The organism is Citrobacter sp. Ct235, from assembly GCF_030332305.1.
GTDB classification, from domain to species: Bacteria; Pseudomonadota; Gammaproteobacteria; order Enterobacterales; family Enterobacteriaceae; genus Citrobacter_A; species Citrobacter_A telavivensis.
Window position 1 is genome coordinate 12,011 of the sequence record NZ_JAOWIC010000039.1, and the last position, 22,700, is coordinate 34,710.

Genomic DNA, 22,700 nt, shown 5'->3' on the forward strand with positions numbered 1-22,700 from the left:
ATCAAATACAAAACAAGACCATATTGAAATTGTGGGATTAAATAATAGTAAGCAACTTAGCGGCGCATTAGTGTGAGCCAAATCTTGCTTGTTACATTGAAAGTCGCCCTGGCGTGCAATATACCCCCAGGAATGAACTGAGTGCATAAAAAAACGGCTCCGTTTCCGGAACCGTTTTTAAAACAAAGGCTAATGCTGCCGCCGCTTATTTTTTAATTTGCGCGTGCATTTCCTGAACGGAGGTCACTTTCTCCGTCGCATCAGCATTCAGCGCCATCGCCGTGGCAAAACCCCCGTTCAGCGTGGTGTCGTAATGCACTTTGTATTGCAGCGCGCTACGGCGAATCACCCTGGAGTCTTCAATTGCACGACGGCCTGCGGTGGTGTTGATGATGTAGGTATATTCGCCATTCTTGATACGGTCCTGAATGTGCGGACGACCTTCGTGCACCTTGTTCACCAGACGCGGGTTGATTCCGGCTTCACCCAGCACAATCGCAGTACCGTGGGTAGCATCCAGCTCAAATCCCTGCTTCAGCAGTTTCGCGGCCAGGTCCACCACGCGCTCTTTATCACCTTCGCGTACGGAGAGCAGCGCTCGGCCCTGTTTCTTCATCGTGGAGTTGCTGCCCAGTTGCGCCTTGGCGAACGCTTCCGCAAAGGTACGGCCTACGCCCATCACTTCCCCGGTGGAGCGCATTTCTGGCCCTAACAGCGGGTCGACGCCCGGGAACTTGTTGAACGGCAGCACCACTTCTTTCACCGAGTAGTACGGCGGGATAATTTCTTTGGTCACGCCCTGCTCGGTCAGCGATTTGCCCGCCATCACGCGCGCCGCCACTTTCGCCAGCGGTACGCCGGTCGCTTTGGAGACAAACGGTACGGTACGCGCCGCACGCGGGTTAACTTCAATCAGGTAGACTTCGTTATCTTTCACCGCAAACTGAACGTTCATCAAACCGCGCACCTGCAGTTCGAAGGCCAGTTTCTGCACCTGCTGGCGCATCACATCCTGAATTTCCTGACTCAGCGTGTAGGCTGGCAGAGAACAGGCGGAGTCGCCGGAGTGGACGCCCGCTTGTTCAATGTGCTCCATGATGCCGCCAATCAGCACCATTTCGCCGTCGCAGATTGCATCCACATCCACTTCAATCGCGTCATCAAGGAAGCGGTCGAGCAGAACCGGCGCATCGTTGGAAACGCTGACTGCGGTCTGGAAGTAGCGGCGCAGGTCAGCTTCGTCGTAGACGATTTCCATCGCGCGGCCACCCAGCACGTAGGACGGGCGCACCACCAGCGGGTAGCCAATCTCTTTCGCCTTTTCAACCGCCATTTCAATCGCGGTCACGGTAGCGTTCGCCGGTTGTTTCAGCTTCAGACGGTCAACGGCCTGCTGGAAACGCTCACGGTCTTCCGCACGGTCAATCGCATCCGGGCTGGTGCCGATAACCGGTACGCCTGCCGCTTCCAGCGCACGCGCCAGTTTCAGCGGGGTCTGACCGCCGTACTGTACGATCACGCCCTTTGGCTTCTCGATGCGCACAATTTCCAGCACGTCTTCCAGCGTTACCGGCTCAAAGTAGAGGCGGTCGGAGGTGTCATAGTCGGTGGAGACCGTTTCCGGGTTACAGTTGACCATGATGGTTTCGTAACCGTCTTCACGCAGCGCCAGAGAGGCGTGTACGCAGCAGTAATCAAACTCGATCCCCTGGCCGATACGGTTTGGACCACCGCCGAGCACCATGATTTTGTCGCGGTCAACGGACGGGTTCGCCTCGCACTCATCTTCATAAGTGGAGTACATGTAGGCGGTATCGGTGGCGAATTCTGCCGCACAGGTGTCCACACGCTTGTAGACCGGGTGCAGGTTGTACTGGTCACGCAGTTTGCGTACTTCCGCTTCACGCACACCGGCCAGTTTAGCCAGACGCGCATCGGCAAAGCCTTTGCGTTTCAGGGCGCGCAGGAAGTCAGGGGTCAGGCCGTTGATGCCCAACTCCACGACTTTTTCTTCCAGACGTACCAGCTCTTCAATCTGTACCAGGAACCAGCGATCGATGTTGGTCAGGTTGAACACGCCGTCAACGGACAGGCCCGCACGGAACGCATCGGCGATATACCAGATACGCTCGGCGCCAGCATCTTTCAGCTCGCGGCGGATTTTGGTCAGCGCTTCCGGGTCATCCAGGCTTACTTTCGGGTCGAAGCCGGTGGCACCCACTTCCAGACCGCGCAGCGCTTTTTGCAGAGATTCCTGCTGGGTGCGGCCAATCGCCATCACTTCACCGACAGATTTCATCTGGGTGGTCAGACGGTCATTAGCGCCGACGAATTTTTCGAAGTTGAAGCGAGGGATTTTAGTGACCACATAGTCGATAGACGGCTCAAACGACGCCGGGGTACGACCGCCGGTGATGTCATTCATCAGTTCATCAAGGGTGTAACCCACCGCCAGTTTCGCCGCCACTTTTGCAATCGGGAACCCAGTCGCTTTCGACGCCAGCGCCGAGGAGCGGGATACGCGCGGGTTCATCTCGATCACAATCAGACGACCGTTTTTCGGGTTCACCGCAAACTGAACGTTCGAACCGCCGGTTTCAACGCCGATTTCACGCAGTACCGCCATCGAAGCGTTACGCATGATTTGAAATTCTTTGTCGGTCAGCGTCTGGGCAGGCGCAACGGTGATGGAGTCACCGGTGTGAATACCCATCGCATCGAAGTTCTCGATGGAGCAGACGATGATGCAGTTGTCGTTTTTATCACGCACCACTTCCATCTCGTACTCTTTCCAGCCAATCAGCGATTCATCAATCAGCAACTCGTTGGTTGGGGAGAGATCCAGACCGCGGGTACAAATCTCTTCAAACTCTTCGCGGTTGTAAGCGATGCCGCCGCCGGTGCCGCCCATCGTAAAGGACGGACGGATGATACACGGATAACCGACGTCGGCCGCTACCGCCAACGCTTCTTCCAGCGTATGGGCAATACCGGAGCGTGCTGTGTCGAGACCGATTTTTTTCATCGCGATGTCGAAACGGCGACGGTCTTCTGCTTTATCAATCGCGTCAGCCGTTGCACCAATCATGGTCACACCGAACTCGGCCAGCACCCCCTGACGCTCCAGTTCCAGCGCGCAGTTCAGCGCCGTCTGACCGCCCATGGTCGGCAGCACCGCGTCCGGGCGCTCTTTCTCAATAATCTTGCGGACCACTTCCCAGTGAATCGGCTCGATGTAGGTCGCATCGGCCATTTCCGGGTCGGTCATGATGGTTGCCGGGTTGGAGTTCACGAGGATAACGCGATAACCCTCTTCACGCAGCGCTTTACACGCCTGCGCACCGGAGTAGTCAAACTCACACGCCTGACCGATAACAATCGGACCCGCGCCCAGAATCAGGATACTTTTTATGTCTGTACGTTTTGGCATGGCTCTCTTAACTCCTGATTATTTCGCGGACTGACGGTAAAGCTCAATTAACTCGATAAAGTGGTCGAACAACGGCGCGGCATCGTGAGGTCCCGGGCTCGCTTCCGGGTGGCCCTGGAAGCTGAATGCCGGCTTGTCGGTGCGATGAATCCCCTGCAAGGTACCATCGAACAGCGACTTGTGGGTGACGCGTAGATTTGCCGGCATGGACGCTTCATCCACCGCAAAGCCGTGGTTCTGGGCCGTAATCATCACCGTATTGTTGTCGATATCTTTGACCGGATGGTTACCGCCGTGGTGACCGAATTTCATCTTCACGGTTTTCGCCCCGCTCGCCAGTGCCAGCAGCTGATGGCCTAAGCAGATGCCGAACACCGGAATATCGGTCTCGAGGAATTTCTGAATCGCGTCGATAGCGTAATCGCACGGCGCCGGGTCACCAGGACCGTTCGACAGGAAGATCCCGTCCGGATTCATCTTCAGCACTTCTTCCGCCGACGTTTTTGCCGGAACGACCGTCAGGCGACAGCCTCTGTCTACCAGCATGCGCAGGATGTTGCGCTTGGCGCCAAAATCGTAGGCAACAACGTGGAAGGGCAGCTCGCTTTCTGTCTTCGCTTCCGGCAGGTCATCGGCCAGCGTCCAGCTCCCCTGCGTCCAGTTGTATGATTCCGTGGTGGTCACTTCTTTCGCCAAATCCATTCCATTCAGGCCCGGGAACGCTTTTGCTTTTTCCAGCGCAAGCTGAGCATCCAGGTTATCGCCCGCGATGATGCAACCGTTCTGCGCCCCTTTCTCACGCAGCAGACGCGTCAGCTTACGGGTATCGATATCGGCAATCGCCACGATGTTATGGCGTTTCAGGTAAGAAGAAAGGTCTTCGGTATTGCGGAAGTTGCTGGCAATCAGCGGCAGGTCACGAATGACGAGGCCTTGCGCATGGACCTGGGAGGATTCTTCATCGGCGGCATTGGTGCCGACATTACCAATATGGGGATAAGTAAGAGTAACGATTTGGCGGGAATAGGAAGGATCAGTGAGGATTTCTTGATAACCGGTCATTGAAGTATTGAAAACGACTTCCCCAACCGCCGAACCTGTTGCCCCTATGGCCCGACCGTGAAACTGGGTTCCGTCTTCCAGAACCAATAGCGCTGACTTAATCAAAACACCCTCCAGAGAATATTCACTCACTTTATTTGCATATTAATGCACTTTCATAGCATAGATCAATGCAAATTTGCTTACCCGTGGATTTCTGGCAAACGGCGGCATTCTGGAGATAAGGCAGGCAAAAGTCAACTTAAAGGCGGTATTTTTTATATTCTTTTACGACTCAGGATGAATTCATCGAATTTAACAGGCAAAAAGATCACCTAACCCTGCCAGGAAAACGCTTGCGTGAACAATTATGCGTGAAAAACAGTCTTACGCTTTGAAAAAGTGGACCACATGGTCAAAATTTACAATCAGATAACGTAAAACAGCGAGAAAAGATGAATTTTATTGCCATTAATTAAGATAACAGACGTAAACGCGCAAAATAAAAGGGCAATAAAAATATTGCCCTATGTAATCAATGCATTGAGATTACAATAACCACATCACGAAAGGTAATAATTGACTATAAATTGTTGAGATCAAGCACATCTCGCATATCAAAAAGACCGTTTTGCTTTGCGCTCACCCAAAGTGCCGATCTGACGGCACCATTGGCAAAAGTCATACGACTGGACGCTTTGTGGGTGATTTCGATGCGCTCACCGATATCTGCAAACATGGCGGTATGTTCGCCCACAATGTCTCCGGCGCGCACGGCGGCAAAACCAATCGTTCCCGGTACACGTTCGCCGGTGTAGCCTTCACGACTGTAGACGGCGCACGCTTTCAGATCTTTATCCAGCGCATGGGCAATCGCCTCGCCCATCGCCAGCGCGGTGCCTGACGGCGCATCAACCTTATGGCGGTGGTGCGCTTCAATGATTTCGATGTCGGTGTAGTCACCCATCACCTTCGCCGCCTTTTCCAGCAGCTTGAGCATCACGTTGACGCCAACGCTAAAGTTCGCCGCGAAGACAATACCCATCTCCTGGGCGGCATCGCGAATCGCCTGTTTTCCCGCATCGTCAAAACCGGTGGTGCCAATGACCATCCCTTTACCATGCTGACGACAAAATGCCAGATGATTCAGCGTACCTTCCGGACGGGTAAAATCGATAAACACATCGAAATCCCCTTTTACCGCCTCAAGGCTACTTTGCACGGTAACGCCGGTCTTACCAACGCCCGCCAGTTCTCCGGCATCGCTGCCCAGCAGTGACGATCCCTCGCGCTCAAGCGCCGCACCAAGTGCAACGCCTTCCATCTGTAATGCTGCCTGAATTAACTGGCGGCCCATACGGCCACCCGCGCCCGCTATCGCGACACGGACCTGTGCATCATGCATAGTTATTCTCTTACGTTAAAATGATGTAAATCGTTTTCAGATTACCCAGCACATCGTTATGCCGCTAGCCAAAAACGTCGATAATTAGAATTTAATGATAAACACAGAGAGATATCAGTAAAAAGCATGACGGTCAGCGAAAACCACATGATTCTCTGACCACCAGCGCCGGCGGCAGAATAATGCGTTTCGCCGGCTCATCGTTTCCCTGAATACGACTGTAAAGTAACTCTCCCGCCTTACGACCGATCTCTTTTGCCGCCACCGATACGGTCGTGAGCGCAGGCTGAACCAACGCCGCTTCGGTAATATCATCGAACCCGACTAATGCAAAGTCACGCCCGGGTTCACGCCCCATTTTACGTAGCGCCTGCATCACCCCCAGCGCCACAATGTCCTGATAACACACGGCGGCGGTAATGTGCGGATGATGCACCAGCAGAGCCTCTGCGACTTTCGCGCCATCAATCTGGCTGGCCTCTGCGGCAACGATCCACTGCGGATTCGGCGAGATGCCATGTTCCAGTAGCGTGCTGGTAAATCCGCCAATACGTTGCGCCCGGCTTCCTGAATTTGGACTGCCGCCAATGAAGGCGATATTTTTATGCCCCATGTTGACTAAATGGGTCGTTGCCATCTGCGTCCCGAGAAAGTTATCGGTGCCGACAAAATCAAAATCCGGATCGCTGAGCGGGCGAACGACCATGATGGCGGGGATATTGCGCCGTTTTAGCGCTTCAAAAAATGAGCCCGGCGTTTCCCGCGCCGCGCAGAGCACCATGCCACAGGCATTGTTACGCATCAGCGAGTCAACAAACTTTTGCTGACGCTCACCTGACTCTTCGCTGTTCGCCAGAAACAGCAGCAGATCGTGCCGTTCCATCTCATGACTGAGCCCCGCCGTCATCTCGCCATAAAACGGGTTGGTAATATCATGCAACAAGAGCCCAACCTGATTACTGCTGCGATTACGCAAATTCGCTGCGGTCTGGTTATAGACATAGCCAGAATCATCCAGCGCTTTTAGCACGCGTTCGCGCGTTGCCTGTGAAATTCGCCCCCGATTGCGCAGCACCATCGACACGGTCGCCGTGGAGACGCCTGCGCGTTCCGCAACCTGCGCCAGGGTAATGGTTGTCATGACTTCTCCTGTTTTCCCTGAAGGTTAATCGAATAACCTCAATGTGGTCCCAATACGTGTGATTCTCATCACGCTGGTGTGCTTTTCACCACCCTGGTTTCTGATTATGGCGGGTTAATCGCGTTAACCACCCTATGAAAATCAGGTTAATCGATTAATCTTTAATTAGCCAATACGGAGACGGAAAATGCGTACAACCTACAATAAATTCCCTGAGGTTGATGTTCAGGGTTATGACGACGAGGCCTGGCAAGGCTGGGCGGCGATCCATTCGGTGCTTAACGCCCGGGTTTGCGAATCATCTAAAACCATACTGATTGTCGATTGCTATCCGGGCGTACGACTGGATGAACTGGAACAACGGCTCGTCACGACGTTTAACGCCGCCTTAGTGGTCAATATCGAATCCGCACGCCGTGATGAACAGGCACTGCATGATTTGCTGGCGCGTAATCTGACCGATGACCGCGTATTTGGCGTTCTCTCCTGCCACCATCTTGACGAGTTTTTTGATACCCACAGGCTCAACCTGTTGCGCCAACAGATTGATGCTATTCCCAGCGGTCTCGTGATCGTCTATGGGTCAGGCGCGGCCCTGGCGCATCCCGGCGATGTGCTGGTGTATGCCGATCTCCCACGCTGGGAGATTCAACAGCGAATGCGTCATGACGGTCTGGGGAACTGGGGAGCGGATAACGAGGATGAAGATATTCTTCGTCGCTATAAGCGCGCCTTTTTTATTGAATGGCGAGTCTTTGACCGACACAAAACGCCGCTGCTTAAACGCGCTGATTATTTGCTTGATACCACGGTTGCAGACGCGCCGGTGATGGTCAGCGGCGACGCGCTACGTGCCGGGTTGCAGCAAACCACCACACAACCGTTTCGCGTCGCCCCCTTCTTTGATCCGGGCGTCTGGGGAGGACAGTGGATGAAACAACAATTCGATCTCGATCCCTCAGCGCCCAATTACGCGTGGTGTTTTGATTGCGTGCCCGAGGAAAACAGCCTGTTACTGCGTTTTGGTCATGTGCGGATCGAGATCCCCTCTCAGGACCTGGTGCTAACCTACCCCCGCGCCCTGCTTGGCGAGAAAGTTCATGCTCGCTTTGGCGCGGAATTCCCGATTCGCTTTGACTTCCTCGACACTATTGGCGGTCAGAATTTGAGCTTTCAGGTTCACCCGGTTACCGAATACATCCAGCAGCAATTTGGTATGCACTATACCCAGGATGAGAGTTATTACATCCTCGAAGCAGAACCCGATGCGGTGGTCTATCTGGGCACGAAAACCGGGATCGCGCCTGAAGCGATGCTGGACGATTTGCGGGCGGCGGGACGAGGCGAGAAAGCCTTTGATGACGAACGCTTTGTCAATCAGATCCCCGCGCGTAAGCACGATCACTTTCTCATCCCCGCCGGAACCGTGCACTGCTCGGGGGCCGGGACGATGGTTCTGGAGATCAGCGCCACGCCCTATATTTTTACCTTCAAACTGTGGGACTGGGGGCGTCTGGGCCTGGACGGATTGCCGCGTCCCGTCCATCTGGATCATGGTCAACAGGTCATTGACTGGCAGCGCGATACGCAATGGGTTCACGACAATCTGATCAACCGCATTGAGCTCATCGCTGAAGGGGACGGCTGGCGGGAAGAAAGAACCGGGATGCATGAACGTGAGTTTATCGAAACCCGCCGCCACTGGTTTACGACGCCGGTGACACACCATACTCACGGCGGTGTTAACGTTCTGAATCTGGTCGAAGGCGCACAAGCGGTAGTTGACAGCCCGAGCGGCGCGTTTGCCCCGTTTGTCGTTCACTATGCAGAGACCTTTATCATCCCCGCCGCCGTTGGGGAATACCGAATTTCACCCTCAGGCGACAGCGTCGGTCAGCAACTGGCGACCATCAAAGCCTGGGTAAGAGGATAAGCCGATGATCCACATTATTGTCGCCAGCCACGGCCCTCTGGCACAAGCGCTTCTCGCTAGCGGACGAATGGTTTACGGCGAATTACCGCACGTTTACGCCGTGACGCTCAGCGAACAGGACGGTATCGAAGGGTTTAAAGCGCGCTTTTGCGAGGTACTGGCGGATGCGGGGCAACGCGCTGACGGTGTACTGGTGCTCTGCGACATGCAAAGCGGCACGCCGTGGAATGTCGCCTGCCAGCACGCCTTTTCGCCACAAACGGTTCCGCCCGTCGCCGTCGTGGCGGGGATGAATCTCCCGATGCTGCTGTTAAGCGAGGAGATAGTCCCGCTCACAGATGTTCATGCCGCAGCCGAAACGCTGCTGGCGTTAACCGCCCCCACGCTGACGAAGGCCGCCCCGGTTTTTTCCGTGCAGTCAGATGATTTTTAAAGGAAACCATTATGAGTATTTCTTTTGTCCGTATCGATGACCGCGTTATTCATGGGCAGCTCGTCACACGTTGGGCCAAAGAGCTGCCCTGCGACGGCATTGTCGCCATTGACGATGCCGTCGCGGCCGATCCGCTGCTCTCCTCGGTGATGAAAGGCGCGGTGCAGGACACTAAAGTCTGGTTATTTGATACCGCCACCGCGATTGAGAAACTGCCCAAAGTCATCGCCAGTGAGAAACGTTATTTCGTGATTGGCAAATCGCCGGTCACGCTGATGCGCATCGAAGAAGCGGGTATCAGCCTGCGCAATGCCAACGGCAAAATCAACGTTGGTCCGATGAGCGCGCGCGCCGATACCACGACAATTGGCCCCAATCAGTCAGTCAATGCGCATGAGATCGCCGCCTTTGACTGGTTGACGCAGCACGGGCACCAGGTTGAATTCCGGCTGGTGCCGGATGCCAGTTGCTACAGCTGGCAGGATGCGCGCCAGAAGCTGAAATAAGGAGCGGACGATGATTATCGAAGCGATGTTGATTGGCATTCTGTGTTATCTCGGCGCCCTCAGCAGTCCCTGGCTTCTGGGGCTGACGGGCGGCTGGTATCTGATCACCCGACCGCTGATTTCCGGCACGTTGGTCGGGATTATTCTTGGTGACATGAAAACCGGGATCATGATTGGCGTTGCGGTTCAGGCAGTATATATCGCCATGGTGACGCCCGGCGGTTCAATGCCCGCCGATCTCAACTTTGTGGCTTACCCGGCTATTGCGCTGGGGATCCTCTCAGGTAAAGGTCCGGAAGTGGCGGTCGCGCTGGCCGCCACCATCGGGATTGCCGGGACCATACTGTTTAATGCAATGATGGTACTAAACTCTTTCTGGAACCATCGCGCCGACACGGCGCTGGAACGGGGCGATGAGCGGGGCATTTATCTGAACAGTGCCATCTGGCCGCAGGTAACGAACTTTGTGCTGCGTTTTGTGCCCACCTTTATTGCGGTATACTTCGGCGCCCAGTACATCAGCGGCTTTATGGACAGCCTGCCGAAGATCGTTCTGTCGACGATGAACGTGCTGGGCGGCATTTTGCCCGCCGTCGGGATTGCGATTTTGCTCAAGCAGATCATCAAAAATTACACCATGCTGATCTACTTCCTCGTCGGTTTCGTCTGCATCGTCTTTTTAAAACTCAACATGGTCGCGCTGGTGATCGTCGGTTCACTGCTGGCGTTGATTCACTATAACTACAAGCCGGAACCGCCGCAGGCGACAAACGCGACGTCGGTTACCCGCGATGATGAGGATGAATTCTGATGGAAGAACGTACGCTTACCCGTAAAGATCTTCGCCGCTGCTGGCGAGCCTGGATGATGCATAACTTATCGTCAATGAGTTTTGAACGGCTGGAGTCTTTTGGCTTTTGTCTGAGCATGTTGCCCGTTGCGAGAAAGCTCTACCCCGATGCCGCACAGCGGACCGAAATGTTGCGTCGACACGCATCGTTCTACAATACCGAACCCCAGATTGGCGCCATCGTGAACGGGATGGCGCTGGGACTGGAAGAGAAAAAAGCGAACGGCGAACCGATCGACGGGGAGACGATCAACACCCTGAAGGTGGGTCTGATGGGCCCGATTGCCGGGATCGGCGACTCGATGATCCCCGGTATGCTGATCCCCATTCTGCTCAGTATCGGCATGGCGCTGGCGGCGGGCGGCAATATCCTGGGTCCGCTGTTTTATACCGTCGCCTGGCTCGCCATCATCATTCCCGGCTCATGGTTCTTGTTTCTGAAAGGCTACAAGATGGGCTCCGGCTCGGTGGAAATACTGGTGAGCAGCAAATCGACTCGTCTGCGCGAAGCCCTATCACTGCTGGGCGTTTTCGTCATGGGCGGCGTCGCGGCAAGCTACGTAAAGCTTGGAACCGGGATGGAATTTATTACCAAAGATGGCGTAAATATTCATGTTCAGCAGATGCTGGATGGTATCTTTCCGCAACTGCTCCCGCTGGTGGTCGTTCTCGGCACCTGGTATCTGATGGCGAAACGCGGCGTCTCGCCGGTGAAAGCAATGGTCCTGTTGCTGATCCTGGCCGCACTGGGCGTCGCAACGGGCCTGTTTGCAGGTTAGTGCCGATGAAACGGAACAACCGGGGCCATGCCCCGGTTTTCAGGGATGGAAGTTCTGCCACAGCCCTGCATACTTATCCGGACGAGAGATAAACTGAAAGCGTCCCGGGTCGGTAATAAATTGCTGATAGATTGGCGCGGAAGTGAGTGAAAATTCCGTATAGTGACGGGGCGTAACGGCCTGCAGTCTTCCGGGAATATAGCGCGGATTATGCTGCCAGATAACGTGGTTACCCTGCAGTAACGGATACCATGCCAGTCCTTTATGCGCCCGCACGGCCTCATACTCAAAGCCATATTCCCGATCGCACCACGCGCCAAAGGTTAATGGCGCATTCGGATCCGCAGATATCGTCGCATGTGCCCAACCGGGCGGCACCAGCACTTTTTCTCCAGGACCGGCAATCACCGCAAAGCAGCGACCGGGATCGTCACCGACATATTCCTGCATGTAGATGATTGCTTTCCCCTGCCAGATCTCATACAACTCCGGCGGAGACCAGCCGCTGTGCTGACTCACGCGATGCACATGTCCCTGACTGCGAATCGGTTCTTCGCCCAACCGACCCGCCGCATAGGTCACCACGCCAAACAGCAGCATGCGTTTTTTCAACTCTTCGCGATCCTGCATTCGCGCCACATCCATCGCGATAGCGTACACCTCTTCCGGCCCCTCACACTGCGGATCGCGCAGGGAAGGACGAATCTGATCGAGTCGGCGTATTTCCGGCATCGGCCCGGTCACATCATCCCCATAGCTGAAGCCAAGCGGATGACGATGCACGGTCATATCCAGACCATAAAGACGCGCTGAGTCACTCATTCTGCGCCTCCCTCACCTGAATCTGCTGGTTTTTCTCAAAGACCCTGAGAGTGAACCCCTTCGCCAGCGACGCATAATCATGCCCGGCCACACCTGGCCAGACGGCAAGCGCAGAAAGCACCTCACTTCCGGTGTTGATCAACCGGTGTGCGGTGAAACCTGGAATGATATGAATTGACCCGGCACAAACGCTTTCCAGTCGTGCTTGCCCCTGCTCATTTTGCAGCAGCAAAAGCCCATTCCCGCGCAGGCCAAAATAGACTTCGCCCTGTTCACGGCGCGCATGAAAGTGCCCGCGAGTCATGAAATATTCATCGCCGACGCGTCCGGGATAAAGATGAGTAACGCCCGTATAGAGTTCGCCTTCCGCCGGGGAGGTCGCCAGGATCTCAACGTCATACACCACATGTTCACCCGCCAGTCGTTGTCTGGCGGGATCGTCGGCAAAAATACCAATAAGATCCCGAATACGGGTTGATTTACGCAACAGCGGCCCTTTTGCCAACGCGCCGCTCGCCCATTCCACCTGCGGTGGCTGGATAAATGGATGATTCATATGTGTCTCCGGCCCGAGGAGAACAACAGAATCAGAATAGCAGATTAATCGATTAACCAGCCTGTCCTGTCAACAGAGTGCGGTGCGTATCACACTCCTTAGGGTGCCAGTGCCAGAACCTCCGCCACCCACTGCTGGAAACCGGAAACATTAATATCCAGAGCGACCTGCACGTTCGCCGGTTTGTTCATCCGTCCCTCAATATCCACCACGGTCGTCCCGGCGGTATATTCCCCCAGCGTTTCAACCGCGACGAAGCACGGCTTCACGGTAAACAGATCCGGTCGCACCAGCCAGGCGATGGCGCAGAGATCGTGCATCCGCACGCCGGTGCGCATTGTCCCGCTGCGATAGTGGCTGAACAGAGCATGCAACATCTTCCCGGTGTGATTGAGGGCGGGAAGCGCTGCCAGATAGTCCGGCGTCAGCATCGCCTGGTTCGTGACGTCCAGCCCGCACATCACAATTTCAATGCCGCTGCGAAATACGCGGGCGGCCGCTTCTGGATCGACCGCGATGTTAAATTCGGCGTTAGGGGTAAAATTCCCTCGTCCGGCAGAACCGCCCATGATCACCAGACGACGGATATTGAAGGTACATTCCGGATAGTGCATCAGCAGTAGCGCAATATTCGTCAGCGGACCGATCGCAACCAGCGTAATCGGCTTCGGGGCGCTCATCAGCGCGTCGCGAAGGGCAATAAACGCCGGTTTCGCCAGCGGCTGTCGGTCATGCTCGACAAAATCGTAGCCTTCCATGCCCGATTCGCCATGGACATAAGCCGCGTCGCGTAGCGAACGCAGCAGCGGCGTCGCGGCCCCCTGTGCGAGAGGGACATCAGCATTCCAGAAATGCAGCAGTTGCAGAGCGTTGCGGGTGGTTTTCTCCACAGAGACGTTACCGGCGACCGTGGTCATCAGTTGCAGGTCGAGCTGCGGGGCAAACAGCGCGGCGGCAATCGCCGCAGCATCATCAATGCCCGGGTCGGTGTCGAGAATAATGGGCAGACGTTCCATAAGTGATTCTCCCTTATGTGTTTATTAGCCATTTTGCTGACAATTAGCTTACTATATAGCCCATCACAGTGAAGGTATTTAGCCAGGAAATGCAATGAAAGTCGTGCAGGCCAGTCTCTCCGAATCCGTTACTCAGCATCTTGCCGGGCGCATTCTGCGTGGCGAACTGGCAGCAGGCAGCGCGCTGCCTGGCGAAAACGAACTGGCAACCGAGTACAACGTCTCGCGCACCTCGCTACGCAATGCATTGGCGACGCTGGCCGCCAAAGGGCTTATCTCTATTCAGGCGAAAAAGCGCAGTACCGTCAATGCCCGCGAACAGTGGAGTTTGCTGGATATCGATGTTCTGAACTGGCTGGCGACAGGTAAAGTCGATGCCGAACTGGTAGAACAACTGATGGTCACGCGTCTGATGTTTGAGCCAAACGTCGCTATGCTTGCCGCGCTGAATGCCAATGGCCACGATCTGGCGGCGATGGAAGATGCGCTCACGCTGATGCGAAGCGGTCAGCTTGACGCTGAAAAAGCCAAATTTGAAGCCGGAGATGTGGCCTTTCACCAGGCGCTGCTGCGAGCTACACACAACCCCTTCCTGGTGGCGCTGGGTAATGCGCTGAGCGCTGCAATGGTGCTCTCTTTCCGCCAGACGCTGGAAGAGGATCTGCATGAAACCAAAACGGCAGTGGACGAACATTTTCAATTGTTTGAAGCCATTCGTCTGCGCCAGCCAGATGACGCCAGAGCGCTTATGCGCAGCATTCTGCTGCATGCCGCCGGAAAAAGTATCTGGCAGGATCGTCCTGCCTGCGTTGAACACCTTCTTTGATCCCTCACTGACATAATTTCGATCTTTCTCACAGATCGCGATGCTTTTTTGCTCTAGCATTCTTGTATTACAAGATTAACATTGTTGTATTACATGAAATGACTAAACACTGGATCGCCATCGACTGGGGCACGACCAACTTTCGTGCATTTTTACTCAATGACCAGCAGGTTATTGCTTCAGTATCAAAATCTTGCGGGCTACTGGCTATCGCTAAAGGAGCGTTTGCCGACACGCTGCATCAGCATCTGGAGCCGTGGCTCGAAGAATACGGTGCGCTGCCAGTCGTGATGGCAGGCATGGTCGGTTCACAGCAGGGCTGGCAGGAAGTACCGTACGTTTCAGCCCCTGCCACGGCTCACACGCTGTGGGAAAGCGCCCTTCCCATTGCCACCCCCTGGGGTAGCCAGGCGTGGATTATTCCCGGCGTAAGTTCCGCCAGCGCGTTCGGTTTGCCCGACGTCATGCGCGGTGAAGAGGTCCAGCTCATGGGGCTGTATGCCCTTCATCCGGCTCTTGAACACTGCGCCATTTTACCCGGGACCCACAGCAAACACGCCCAACTGAACCGCGGTGAAATCACCCATTTCTCCACGCTAATGACGGGCGAACTCTTTTCACTGCTCAGTCAGCACTCGTTATTGGGCCGGGCATTGCCGGAACAACAGGACGACAGCGCTGCTTTTGTGAAAGGGGTGTTGACCGCCCAGGCGGGCGTCCCCTTCAGCCACCTGATTTTCTCTGCACGCACCCGCCGTCTGAACGGCGAACTGGAGCCCTCTTCGATCCACAGCTACCTCTCCGGACTGCTGATTGGCAATGAGCTCTCCGGCGTGTCCGCAGAAAAAGAGTGCTGGCTCGTTGGCTCACCTGCGCTTTGCGAACGCTATCTGTACGCCGCAAAAGCGTTGCAAATCCCATTACAAATTGCCGACGGCGACACCTGCTTTCTGCAAGGCATGGCCGCCCTTTATTCACAGCTACAGGAGACATATGCATGACCCCGGATCTTTTTCTTGAACACTGGCGCAAGGAACCGCTACCGCTGATCGCCATTCTGCGCGGCATCACGCCGCAGGAAGCAACGGCCGCAGCGGAGATTCTGATTGAGGCCGGATTTCGCTGGCTTGAAGTGCCGATGAACAGCCCGTCGGCTCTGGAATCCATCCGCCTGATGTGTGAATTTGCGGGTGATAACGCAAAGATTGGTGCAGGTACCGTGCTGACCGTCGGGCAGGTGGATGATGTGGCGGCGGCTGGCGGTCAGTTGATTGTCTCACCCAATGCCAATACCGCCGTTATTCAGCGCGCCTGCCAGCGCAATCTGGTGAGTCTCCCTGGCGTGATGACGCCAACAGAAGCATTCGCCGCGCTGCATGCGGGTGCCAGCGCCCTGAAGCTGTTCCCGGCAGAACAGCTTTCCCCGGAATTATTAAAAGCCTTCCGCGCGGTACTTCCCCGCAATGTGGCCTGTTTGCCTGTGGGCGGCATTCGTCCGGATGCAGACCAAATGCAGCGCTACATGCGGGCCGGGGCCAACGGTTTCGGGCTTGGCGGCGCGCTGTATCAGGCAGGAATGCCGCTGGATGAACTGGCAAACCGCGCCAACGCTTATCGTCAGTCCTGGAACCAGGTGCAATAACAATGAACCGTTTGCTGATCAACAGCCTGTCCTGCATTGGCGACTATCGAGCGCAGCTTGGCGAAACACCTGTCTGGTGCGAACGCAGCGCTTCTCTGCTATGGGTCGATATTCTGGCGGGGAAACTATTGCGCTACTGGCCGCAGGCACAACGCACGGAAATACGCGAAATGCCGGTTTTTACCAGCGCCGTGCTGTTGACAGACAAACCCGACCTATTTGTAGCGGTTAGCCAAAGCGGGATCTGGCGCTACGACTACGACACCGAGACAAAAACGCTACTTTGCCCGTGGCCGGAAGCAGAAAACGAGATGCGTCCCAACGAAGCGGCGATCGCCCCGGACGGCGCGCTGTGGTTCAGCGTGATGGATCCCAAAGCAATAGCGATCTCTGGCGCTTGGTATCGGCTGGATGCCATGGGCGGAGAAGCGAAAAAGATGCTTGGCGCGCAACACGTACCCAACACGTTGCAATGGCATGACGGTTACATCTGGTTTGCCGATTCCCTTCGCAGTCAGATTCACTGTGCCACAGAAACTGTTGATGCGCTGGACATTCAGCAGACGTACACCGTCAGCGGCATTCCCGATGGCTCCGCGCTGACCACTGACGGCAAGCTTATCAACGCTCGCTGGGGCTCATCCCTGCTGGCGGTTGCGGCACTTAGCAAAACCACCCTGATGCCGTTGTATGACCTGTCGCTGCCAGTTTGTCAGCCCAGCAGCTGTACTTTTGGCGGCCCTGAACTTTCCGATCTTTTTATCACTTCCGCACGCGACGGCCTGCTCAATCCAGGCCGTTTCGACGGTGCCCTTATCAGCATAAAAACCCGCTACACAGGCACGCCTGCAAATCGCTTCAGGCTCTGACCGGGTAATAAGAAAGGTATCGTTATGACTACATCGTCTTCCCTCAACCGGCAGGCGCTAATCGTCTGCTTCCTGGCCGCCCTGGCAGGCTTGTTGTTCGGTCTGGATATGGGCGTTATCGCAGGCGCACTGCCGTTTCTCGCTCAAGAATTTCAGCTCAACAGCCACCAGCAGGAAATCGTGGTCAGCATTATGATGTTCGGCGCGGCATTGGGCGCGCTGGGCAGCGGCCCGATGTCTTCCGCGCTCGGGCGTCGTAAAAGCCTGTTGCTGGGCGCCCTGCTGTTTATCATCGGCTCCGTCGGCTGTGCATTTTCCGCCAGTATGGAAGTGCTTGCCGTTTCCCGTTTTATTCTCGGTCTGGCGGTTGGCGTCGCCTCTTTCACTGCGCCGCTGTACCTGTCTGAAATCGCAGCAGAAAACATCCGCGGCAGCATGATTTCACTTTACCAACTGATGATCACCATCGGTATTCTGGCCGCGTTCATTTCTGACACGGTCTTGAGCAGCGGCGGGCACTGGCGCTGGATGCTCGGCGTGATTACCTTCCCGGCGATCGTTTTATTCATTGGCGTGCTGACGCTGCCGGAAAGTCCGCGCTGGCTGGCGATGAAAGACAAGCACGCGCTGGCAGAAAAAGTGCTGTGCCTGCTGCGTAACAGTCAACGCGAGGCGCGTGAAGAACTGGAGCAGATCCGCGAAAGCGTGAAGATGAAACAGCGCGGCTGGCAGCTGTTTCGTAACAACCGTCATTTCCGTCGCTCAACCGGTCTGGGGATTCTGCTGCAGTTCATGCAACAGTTTACCGGCATGACCGTCATCATGTACTACGCCCCGAAGATATTTGAGATCGCCGGTTTCGCCACCGTGCGCGAGCAGATGTGGGGCACGGTGATCGCCGGGCTGACTAACGTGCTCGCCACTTTTATTGCCATTGGCCTGGTGGATCGCTGGGGCCGCAAGCCAATCCTGAAACTGGGCTACGCCGTGATGGCGGTATGCATGGGGATCCTCGGTTATATGTTCTACAGCGGGATTGGCGGCCTGACTGAGCAATACGCCGCCGTTGCCGTACTGCTGATCTTTATCACCGGTTTTGCGATGAGCGCTGGCCCGCTGATCTGGGTGCTGTGCTCGGAGATCCAACCGCTTGCCGGACGCGACTTCGGCGTCACCTGCTCCACCATGGCGAACTGGATCGCCAACATGATCATCGGTGCCACGTTCCTGACGCTTATCGACAGCATCGGTAGCCCAAACACCTTCTGGCTGTACGGTGTGCTTAACGTTATCTGTATCGGCCTTACGATTCTGTTTGTCCCTGAAACCAAAAATATTTCTCTGGAACACATCGAACGCAACCTGATGAGCGGCGCGGCGTTACGCGACATCGGGCAGCGCGATGCCTCTCAACCTGAAAACCGCCCGGCAGTTAACGAAGCGAGACCACAAAAATGAGAACGACTTCCGAAGATAGCGTTTACCGCAAAGTGACCCGCAGACTGATCCCGTTCTTGATCCTCTGCTACTTCTTTGCCTACCTGGATCGCGTTAACGTCGGGTTCGCCAAACTGCACATGCAGGATGCCCTGAACTTTAGTGATACGGTTTATGGACTTGGCGCAGGCATCTTCTTTATCGGTTACTTTCTGTTTGAGTTGCCGAGCAACCTGCTGATGCAGCGCTTTGGCCCTCGCTTCTGGATAGCCCGCATTATGGTCACCTGGGCGGTGCTGTCAGCCGGCATGATCTTCGTCAGCACGCCCACGCAATTCTACGTGCTGCGTTTTCTGCTCGGTGTAGCAGAAGCGGGGTTCTTCCCGGGGATCGTGTTCTATCTGACGCTGTGGTTTCCGTCATGGCGATCGGCCCGCACGCTGGGGCTGTTTATCCTGGTCACGCCGCTGTCGACTATCATTGGCAGCCCGCTTTCCGGCCTTATTTTAAAACTGTTTGAAGGCGTAGACGGCCTTCACAACTGGCAATGGTTGTTCCTGGTGGAAGCCATTCCCTCCTTCGTGCTGGCCTTCGTGGTGTTGCGCTATCTCGACAACAACGTGAAGTCCGCCAAATGGCTGAGCGACGCTGAAAAGCAGATCATTCTCAGCGATTTGGCCCGCGACAATCACAACCGCGAACAGGCCAACGCTGGCCAGCCCAGCAGCACGCTCAGCGCCATGTTCCGCAACGGCTATGTGTGGCTGCTGGCGCTGATTTTCTTCAGCTTTAACATCGGCTACTACGGCATCAACTTCTGGCTGCCGTCGATCATCAAAAGCTCTGGCATCAGCGACGACCTGCAAATTGGTTTGCTCGCGGCTCTGCCGTACGTGTTTGGCGCGGCGTTCATGGTCTGGAACAGCCGTCACTCCGATCTCAGGCAGGAGCGCCGCTGGCATATCGCGATTCCGGCATTGATCGGCTGTGTGGGCCTGGCGCTCAGCGCTTATTGCAGCGGCTCGACCTTCTGGATGATGGCGTGGATCTGTCTTGCGATGTCCGGAACGCTGGCGCTTATCCCAACCTATATCAGTCTGCCGGGCTCGATGCTTTCGGGCACGGCCGCCGCCGCGGGTATTGCGTTGGTGAACTCTGTCGGCAACCTTGCCGGATTCTTCGGTCCTACCGTCCTCGGCTGGCTGAAAGACACGACCGGCAGCACCGATGGCGGGTTGTACATTCTCGCCGGGTTCCTGCTGTTAGTCGTACCGCTAATTCTATTGCTGCCTGCACGGCTGGCTAACCCAACCCGTCAACCGCGTCCTGTTTCTCCCCACGAGCCACTCGACGCTTCCCAACACACCAATTAATCATGATGAAAGAGAGTGCTATGAAGAGTGATTGTGGAGGATGTGCCCACTGCGGCACGCATTTCAGCCCCATCCTCGAGGGTGATGACGGCGCGTTAAAACGCGCCCTGTATAAATCCATGGGCCACACGGACGAGCAGCTGCGCCGCCCGGTCATTGCGGTGGTCAATAGCTACACCAATGCGACCGCCGGACACGCCAACCTCAACGAACTGACGGCAAACGTCCTGAAAGGCATTGATGAAGCGGGCGGTATAGGAATGGTTTTCGGCACCATTGCCCCCTGTGATGGCATTGCTGAAGGGCATCTGGGGATGCGCTATATTCTCGCGGCCCGTGAAGTGATCGCCATGTCGATTGAGAGCATGATGCGCGCTCACCGCTTTGACGGCATGGTGCTGCTTGGTTCCTGTGACAAAATCGTTCCGGCCATGCTGATGGCGGCAGCACGCCTGGATATTCCAGCCATCATGGTCAACGGCGGTCCGATGTACCCGGCAGAGTACAAAGGTAAACACTGGGACGGCAATATTGTCACTGAAGCCATTGGCTGGAAAACGCGGGGTGAAATAACCGAAGCGGAATTCGCCCACATCGAAAATATCGCTGAACCAGGCCCGGGTTCCTGCACCATGTACGGCACCGCAAACACCATGTGCTGTATCGCCGAAGTGCTGGGCATGAGTCTGCCGGGCAGCAGCACGCTGCCTGCCGTTTCACAGGAGCGTCGAATTTGCGCCGTTGAAACCGGGAAGCAGGCCGTGACGCTGGTGCGCGAAGGCATGAATGCTCGCCAGATTATTACGCCAGAATCCATTCATAACGCGATGGTCTATCTGCTGGCGACCGGCGGCTCCACCAACGCCATTCTCCATCTTCAGGCCATTCACTACGAAGCGGAATTGGGGCACCTGCCTCTCTCCGCTTTTGACAAGCTTAGCCATCAGGTGCCGCTGGTCGCGTCGCTCTACCCAGCGTCTGAACACGACATGATCGACTTCTGGGAAGCCGGTGGCGTTCGCGCCGTGGAGCAGGAAATTGCGACGCTGATGAATCGTGATGCGCTGACCGTCACTGGAAAAACCAAAGCTGAACTGTTGGCTGAAGGACACGAAACCTCCCGCCCGGAAGTGATTCGTTCGCTGGCAATCCCGGTGCGCAGTGAAGCGGGCGTAGCTGTTTTGCATGGCAACCTTTCACCACTGGGTTGCGTAGTGAAACCCGCCGCCGTCCCTGAAAATCTGATGACTTTCCGCGGTCCGGCAGTGGTGTTCAACAGCGAACAGGAATCGGTCGAGGCCATTATGTCAGGTGCTATTCAGCCAGGTAGCGTACTGGTATTACGCTACGAAGGGCCTAAAGGCGGACCGGGCATGCCGGAAATGTACAAACCGATGAAGTGCCTCGAAGGCATGGGGCTTTCCGACAGCTGCGCGCTGATCACCGATGGCCGCTTTTCCGGTTCTAATCGGGGGCTATTTGTCGGCCATATTTCTCCGGAAGCCACTGAAGGCGGGGCGCTGGGTCTGGTTGAGGACGGCGATGACATCTCCATCGATATTCCGACACGACAGCTCACTCTGCACGTGGATGACGCCACGCTCGCACAGCGACGTCAAAACTGGAAGCCGGTGTATAAAGAAGTGCCGCGCGGCTTTTTGCGCCTTTATCGCCGCTGGGCGCTGCCCGCTGCACAGGGCGCAGTGCTTGCGGACAGGGAGGACATGGAATGAAGAAGCATTTTACCGCCGCCGGGATTGTCGGCATAAATCCCATCGTGGCAATGCCATTTTCGCCACAGGGTGACATCGACGAATGCAGTTTCGTGCGCCTGCTCGAACACCTCGCCACTAGTGGTGCAAACGGCGCTACGCTGTTTGGTATCGCCAGCGAATTTCCTAAGCTTGATGATGGCGAACGGGACCGTCTGGCGCAGCTCATGGTCAGCACGCTGGCGGGCAGCCCGCTGTATCGCGCGTTTTCCGTCACCGACCACAGCACGGAAATCGCCATTAAGCGGGCGAAGCGCTATCAGGCGCTGGGCGCCGATGCGCTGATGCTGCTACCACCGTTCTTTTTATCACCCAGCCCACAGGCCGTTCAGGAACATATTTTTGCGGTGCTGGAAGCCGTTGATATTCCGGTGATGGTGCAATACGCGCCAGGCGAAACCGGGCTGCCCATTACGCCGGAACAACTCGCCGCCATTGCGGAACGTTACCCACATGCGGTGTTTAAAATCGAGTGCAACCCGCCCGTAGAGTACACCCGAGAATTCCTGCACCATGCGCCGCAGGCCAGCGTTCTGAACGGCTACGCGGGATTGTATATGTTGCAAATGCTGGAAGCCGGTGGCAAAGGCGTGATGCCGGGCTGTTCGTTTACCGAAGTGTATGTGCAGATTTATCACCACTGGCAGAACGGTGAAATAAAGCAGGCCCACGCGCTCCATCAGCGGCTGCTGCCGTTTATTCAGCGCTGGATGAGCCATTGCGAGTACATCATTCAGGCGGAAAAAACGCTGCTGATGCAGCGCGGGATTATTGCCAGCGACTACTGTCGCCGACCGGGCTGGACGCTGGACGCCGCCGATCGGCAGGCGATTACACAGCTGATCCATGATTTTAACTTAGCGTAAGGG

The 22,700-nt window shown here is 55.8% G+C and carries 20 protein-coding genes; 13 read left to right on the forward strand and 7 right to left on the reverse strand.

The genetic code is table 11. The annotated features are described in order from the left end of the window. Positions 1-205: 205 nt before the first annotated feature. The 4 genes from carB to OGY35_RS04400 form a co-directional block, all read right to left on the reverse strand. Positions 206-3,430 carry a carbamoyl-phosphate synthase large subunit gene (gene carB, locus OGY35_RS04385; protein WP_286631517.1) on the reverse strand — a complete coding sequence of 1,075 codons (3,225 nt, stop codon included), beginning with the start codon at positions 3,428-3,430 and terminating at the stop codon, positions 206-208. A gap of 18 nt (positions 3,431-3,448) precedes the next feature. Continuing rightward, on the reverse strand, positions 3,449-4,597 hold the full coding sequence (gene carA / locus OGY35_RS04390; RefSeq protein WP_286631518.1) for a glutamine-hydrolyzing carbamoyl-phosphate synthase small subunit: 1,149 nt from the start codon (positions 4,595-4,597) through the stop codon (positions 3,449-3,451). A 457-nt stretch (positions 4,598-5,054) separates the two neighbouring features. Further along, positions 5,055-5,876, reverse strand: coding sequence for a 4-hydroxy-tetrahydrodipicolinate reductase (dapB, locus tag OGY35_RS04395; RefSeq protein ID WP_286631519.1), 822 nt, complete (start codon positions 5,874-5,876; stop codon positions 5,055-5,057). A gap of 133 nt (positions 5,877-6,009) precedes the next feature. Then, positions 6,010-7,017: a LacI family DNA-binding transcriptional regulator gene (locus OGY35_RS04400; protein ID WP_152405922.1), complete on the reverse strand. Its 1,008-nt coding sequence runs from the start codon at positions 7,015-7,017 to the stop codon at positions 6,010-6,012. Positions 7,018-7,204: 187 nt separating this feature from the next. On the opposite strand from OGY35_RS04400, the gene OGY35_RS04405 reads away from it, so the two are divergent. From OGY35_RS04405 to OGY35_RS04425, 5 genes are read left to right on the forward strand one after another with little or no spacing between them, the layout of a single operon-like run. Next, complete coding sequence (locus OGY35_RS04405; protein WP_286631520.1) at positions 7,205-8,950, forward strand: class I mannose-6-phosphate isomerase; 1,746 nt, start codon at positions 7,205-7,207, stop codon at positions 8,948-8,950. A gap of 4 nt (positions 8,951-8,954) precedes the next feature. Next, positions 8,955-9,383, forward strand: a complete 429-nt coding sequence (locus OGY35_RS04410) for a PTS sugar transporter subunit IIA (protein ID WP_152405924.1) — start codon at positions 8,955-8,957, stop codon at positions 9,381-9,383. A gap of 11 nt (positions 9,384-9,394) precedes the next feature. Then, positions 9,395-9,889, forward strand: coding sequence for a PTS sugar transporter subunit IIB (locus OGY35_RS04415; protein ID WP_042323970.1), 495 nt, complete (start codon positions 9,395-9,397; stop codon positions 9,887-9,889). A gap of 10 nt (positions 9,890-9,899) precedes the next feature. Further along, entirely contained in the window at positions 9,900-10,700 is an 801-nt protein-coding gene (locus tag OGY35_RS04420) for a PTS mannose/fructose/sorbose/N-acetylgalactosamine transporter subunit IIC (protein WP_152405925.1), read from the forward strand. Next, positions 10,700-11,518 (forward strand): PTS system mannose/fructose/sorbose family transporter subunit IID, encoded by an 819-nt coding sequence (locus OGY35_RS04425; RefSeq protein ID WP_152405926.1) that lies wholly within the window; start codon positions 10,700-10,702, stop codon positions 11,516-11,518. The genes OGY35_RS04420 and OGY35_RS04425 overlap by 1 nt, the downstream gene beginning before the upstream one ends. A 39-nt stretch (positions 11,519-11,557) precedes the next feature. On the opposite strand, the gene OGY35_RS04430 is transcribed toward OGY35_RS04425, so the two are convergent. The 3 genes from OGY35_RS04430 to rihC form a co-directional block, all read right to left on the reverse strand. Next, positions 11,558-12,340, reverse strand: coding sequence for a glucose-6-phosphate isomerase family protein (locus tag OGY35_RS04430; protein WP_286631521.1), 783 nt, complete (start codon positions 12,338-12,340; stop codon positions 11,558-11,560). Continuing rightward, positions 12,333-12,896 carry a glucose-6-phosphate isomerase family protein gene (locus tag OGY35_RS04435; protein WP_286631522.1) on the reverse strand — a complete coding sequence of 188 codons (564 nt, stop codon included), beginning with the start codon at positions 12,894-12,896 and terminating at the stop codon, positions 12,333-12,335. The genes OGY35_RS04430 and OGY35_RS04435 overlap by 8 nt, the downstream gene beginning before the upstream one ends. 98 nt (positions 12,897-12,994) lie before the next feature. Further along, a complete protein-coding gene (rihC, locus tag OGY35_RS04440; RefSeq protein WP_286631523.1) occupies positions 12,995-13,912 on the reverse strand; it encodes a ribonucleoside hydrolase RihC in 918 nt (305 codons plus the stop codon). A gap of 94 nt (positions 13,913-14,006) precedes the next feature. Here rihC and OGY35_RS04445 point away from each other — a divergent pair, with 94 nt between their 5' ends. The 8 genes from OGY35_RS04445 (at position 14,007) to OGY35_RS04480 (ending at position 22,697) form a co-directional block, all read left to right on the forward strand. After that, entirely contained in the window at positions 14,007-14,738 is a 732-nt protein-coding gene (locus OGY35_RS04445) for a FadR/GntR family transcriptional regulator (RefSeq protein WP_286631524.1), read from the forward strand. 98 nt (positions 14,739-14,836) lie between these two features. Next, the gene (locus OGY35_RS04450; protein ID WP_286631525.1) at positions 14,837-15,739 is read left to right on the forward strand and encodes a 2-dehydro-3-deoxygalactonokinase; all 903 of its coding nucleotides are present in this window, start codon (positions 14,837-14,839) and stop codon (positions 15,737-15,739) included. Further along, positions 15,736-16,380 (forward strand): 2-dehydro-3-deoxy-6-phosphogalactonate aldolase, encoded by a 645-nt coding sequence (locus OGY35_RS04455; RefSeq protein WP_286631526.1) that lies wholly within the window; start codon positions 15,736-15,738, stop codon positions 16,378-16,380. The genes OGY35_RS04450 and OGY35_RS04455 overlap by 4 nt, the downstream gene beginning before the upstream one ends. A gap of 2 nt (positions 16,381-16,382) precedes the next feature. Next, positions 16,383-17,249 (forward strand): SMP-30/gluconolactonase/LRE family protein, encoded by an 867-nt coding sequence (locus OGY35_RS04460; protein ID WP_286631527.1) that lies wholly within the window; start codon positions 16,383-16,385, stop codon positions 17,247-17,249. Between the two features lie 24 nt (positions 17,250-17,273). Continuing rightward, on the forward strand, positions 17,274-18,707 hold the full coding sequence (locus OGY35_RS04465) for a sugar porter family MFS transporter (protein WP_286631528.1): 1,434 nt from the start codon (positions 17,274-17,276) through the stop codon (positions 18,705-18,707). Continuing rightward, positions 18,704-20,059, forward strand: coding sequence for an MFS transporter (locus tag OGY35_RS04470; RefSeq protein WP_286631529.1), 1,356 nt, complete (start codon positions 18,704-18,706; stop codon positions 20,057-20,059). The genes OGY35_RS04465 and OGY35_RS04470 overlap by 4 nt, the downstream gene beginning before the upstream one ends. A gap of 20 nt (positions 20,060-20,079) precedes the next feature. Further along, complete coding sequence (gene ilvD, locus OGY35_RS04475) at positions 20,080-21,792, forward strand: dihydroxy-acid dehydratase (RefSeq protein WP_286631530.1); 1,713 nt, start codon at positions 20,080-20,082, stop codon at positions 21,790-21,792. Next, positions 21,789-22,697: a dihydrodipicolinate synthase family protein gene (locus tag OGY35_RS04480; protein WP_286631531.1), complete on the forward strand. Its 909-nt coding sequence runs from the start codon at positions 21,789-21,791 to the stop codon at positions 22,695-22,697. Before ilvD ends, OGY35_RS04480 begins: the two co-directional genes overlap by 4 nt. The last annotated feature ends 3 nt before the right edge of the window (positions 22,698-22,700 follow it).

Bases quoted from the DNA above. Each gene is read 5' to 3' on its own strand.
- carB (WP_286631517.1), bottom strand. From the start codon at position 3,430: ATGCCAAAACGTACAGACATAAAAAGTATCCTGATTCTGGGCGCGGGT.
- dapB (WP_286631519.1), bottom strand. From the start codon at position 5,876: ATGCATGATGCACAGGTCCGTGTCGCGATAGCGGGCGCGGGTGGCCGT.
- OGY35_RS04400 (WP_152405922.1), bottom strand. From the start codon at position 7,017: ATGACAACCATTACCCTGGCGCAGGTTGCGGAACGCGCAGGCGTCTCC.
- OGY35_RS04405 (WP_286631520.1), top strand. From the start codon at position 7,205: ATGCGTACAACCTACAATAAATTCCCTGAGGTTGATGTTCAGGGTTAT.
- OGY35_RS04410 (WP_152405924.1), top strand. From the start codon at position 8,955: ATGATCCACATTATTGTCGCCAGCCACGGCCCTCTGGCACAAGCGCTT.
- OGY35_RS04415 (WP_042323970.1), top strand. From the start codon at position 9,395: ATGAGTATTTCTTTTGTCCGTATCGATGACCGCGTTATTCATGGGCAG.
- OGY35_RS04420 (WP_152405925.1), top strand. From the start codon at position 9,900: ATGATTATCGAAGCGATGTTGATTGGCATTCTGTGTTATCTCGGCGCC.
- OGY35_RS04425 (WP_152405926.1), top strand. From the start codon at position 10,700: ATGGAAGAACGTACGCTTACCCGTAAAGATCTTCGCCGCTGCTGGCGA.
- OGY35_RS04430 (WP_286631521.1), bottom strand. From the start codon at position 12,340: ATGAGTGACTCAGCGCGTCTTTATGGTCTGGATATGACCGTGCATCGT.
- OGY35_RS04435 (WP_286631522.1), bottom strand. From the start codon at position 12,896: ATGAATCATCCATTTATCCAGCCACCGCAGGTGGAATGGGCGAGCGGC.
- rihC (WP_286631523.1), bottom strand. From the start codon at position 13,912: ATGGAACGTCTGCCCATTATTCTCGACACCGACCCGGGCATTGATGAT.
- OGY35_RS04445 (WP_286631524.1), top strand. From the start codon at position 14,007: ATGAAAGTCGTGCAGGCCAGTCTCTCCGAATCCGTTACTCAGCATCTT.
- OGY35_RS04450 (WP_286631525.1), top strand. From the start codon at position 14,837: ATGACTAAACACTGGATCGCCATCGACTGGGGCACGACCAACTTTCGT.
- OGY35_RS04455 (WP_286631526.1), top strand. From the start codon at position 15,736: ATGACCCCGGATCTTTTTCTTGAACACTGGCGCAAGGAACCGCTACCG.
- OGY35_RS04460 (WP_286631527.1), top strand. From the start codon at position 16,383: ATGAACCGTTTGCTGATCAACAGCCTGTCCTGCATTGGCGACTATCGA.
- OGY35_RS04465 (WP_286631528.1), top strand. From the start codon at position 17,274: ATGACTACATCGTCTTCCCTCAACCGGCAGGCGCTAATCGTCTGCTTC.
- OGY35_RS04470 (WP_286631529.1), top strand. From the start codon at position 18,704: ATGAGAACGACTTCCGAAGATAGCGTTTACCGCAAAGTGACCCGCAGA.
- ilvD (WP_286631530.1), top strand. From the start codon at position 20,080: ATGAAGAGTGATTGTGGAGGATGTGCCCACTGCGGCACGCATTTCAGC.
- OGY35_RS04480 (WP_286631531.1), top strand. From the start codon at position 21,789: ATGAAGAAGCATTTTACCGCCGCCGGGATTGTCGGCATAAATCCCATC.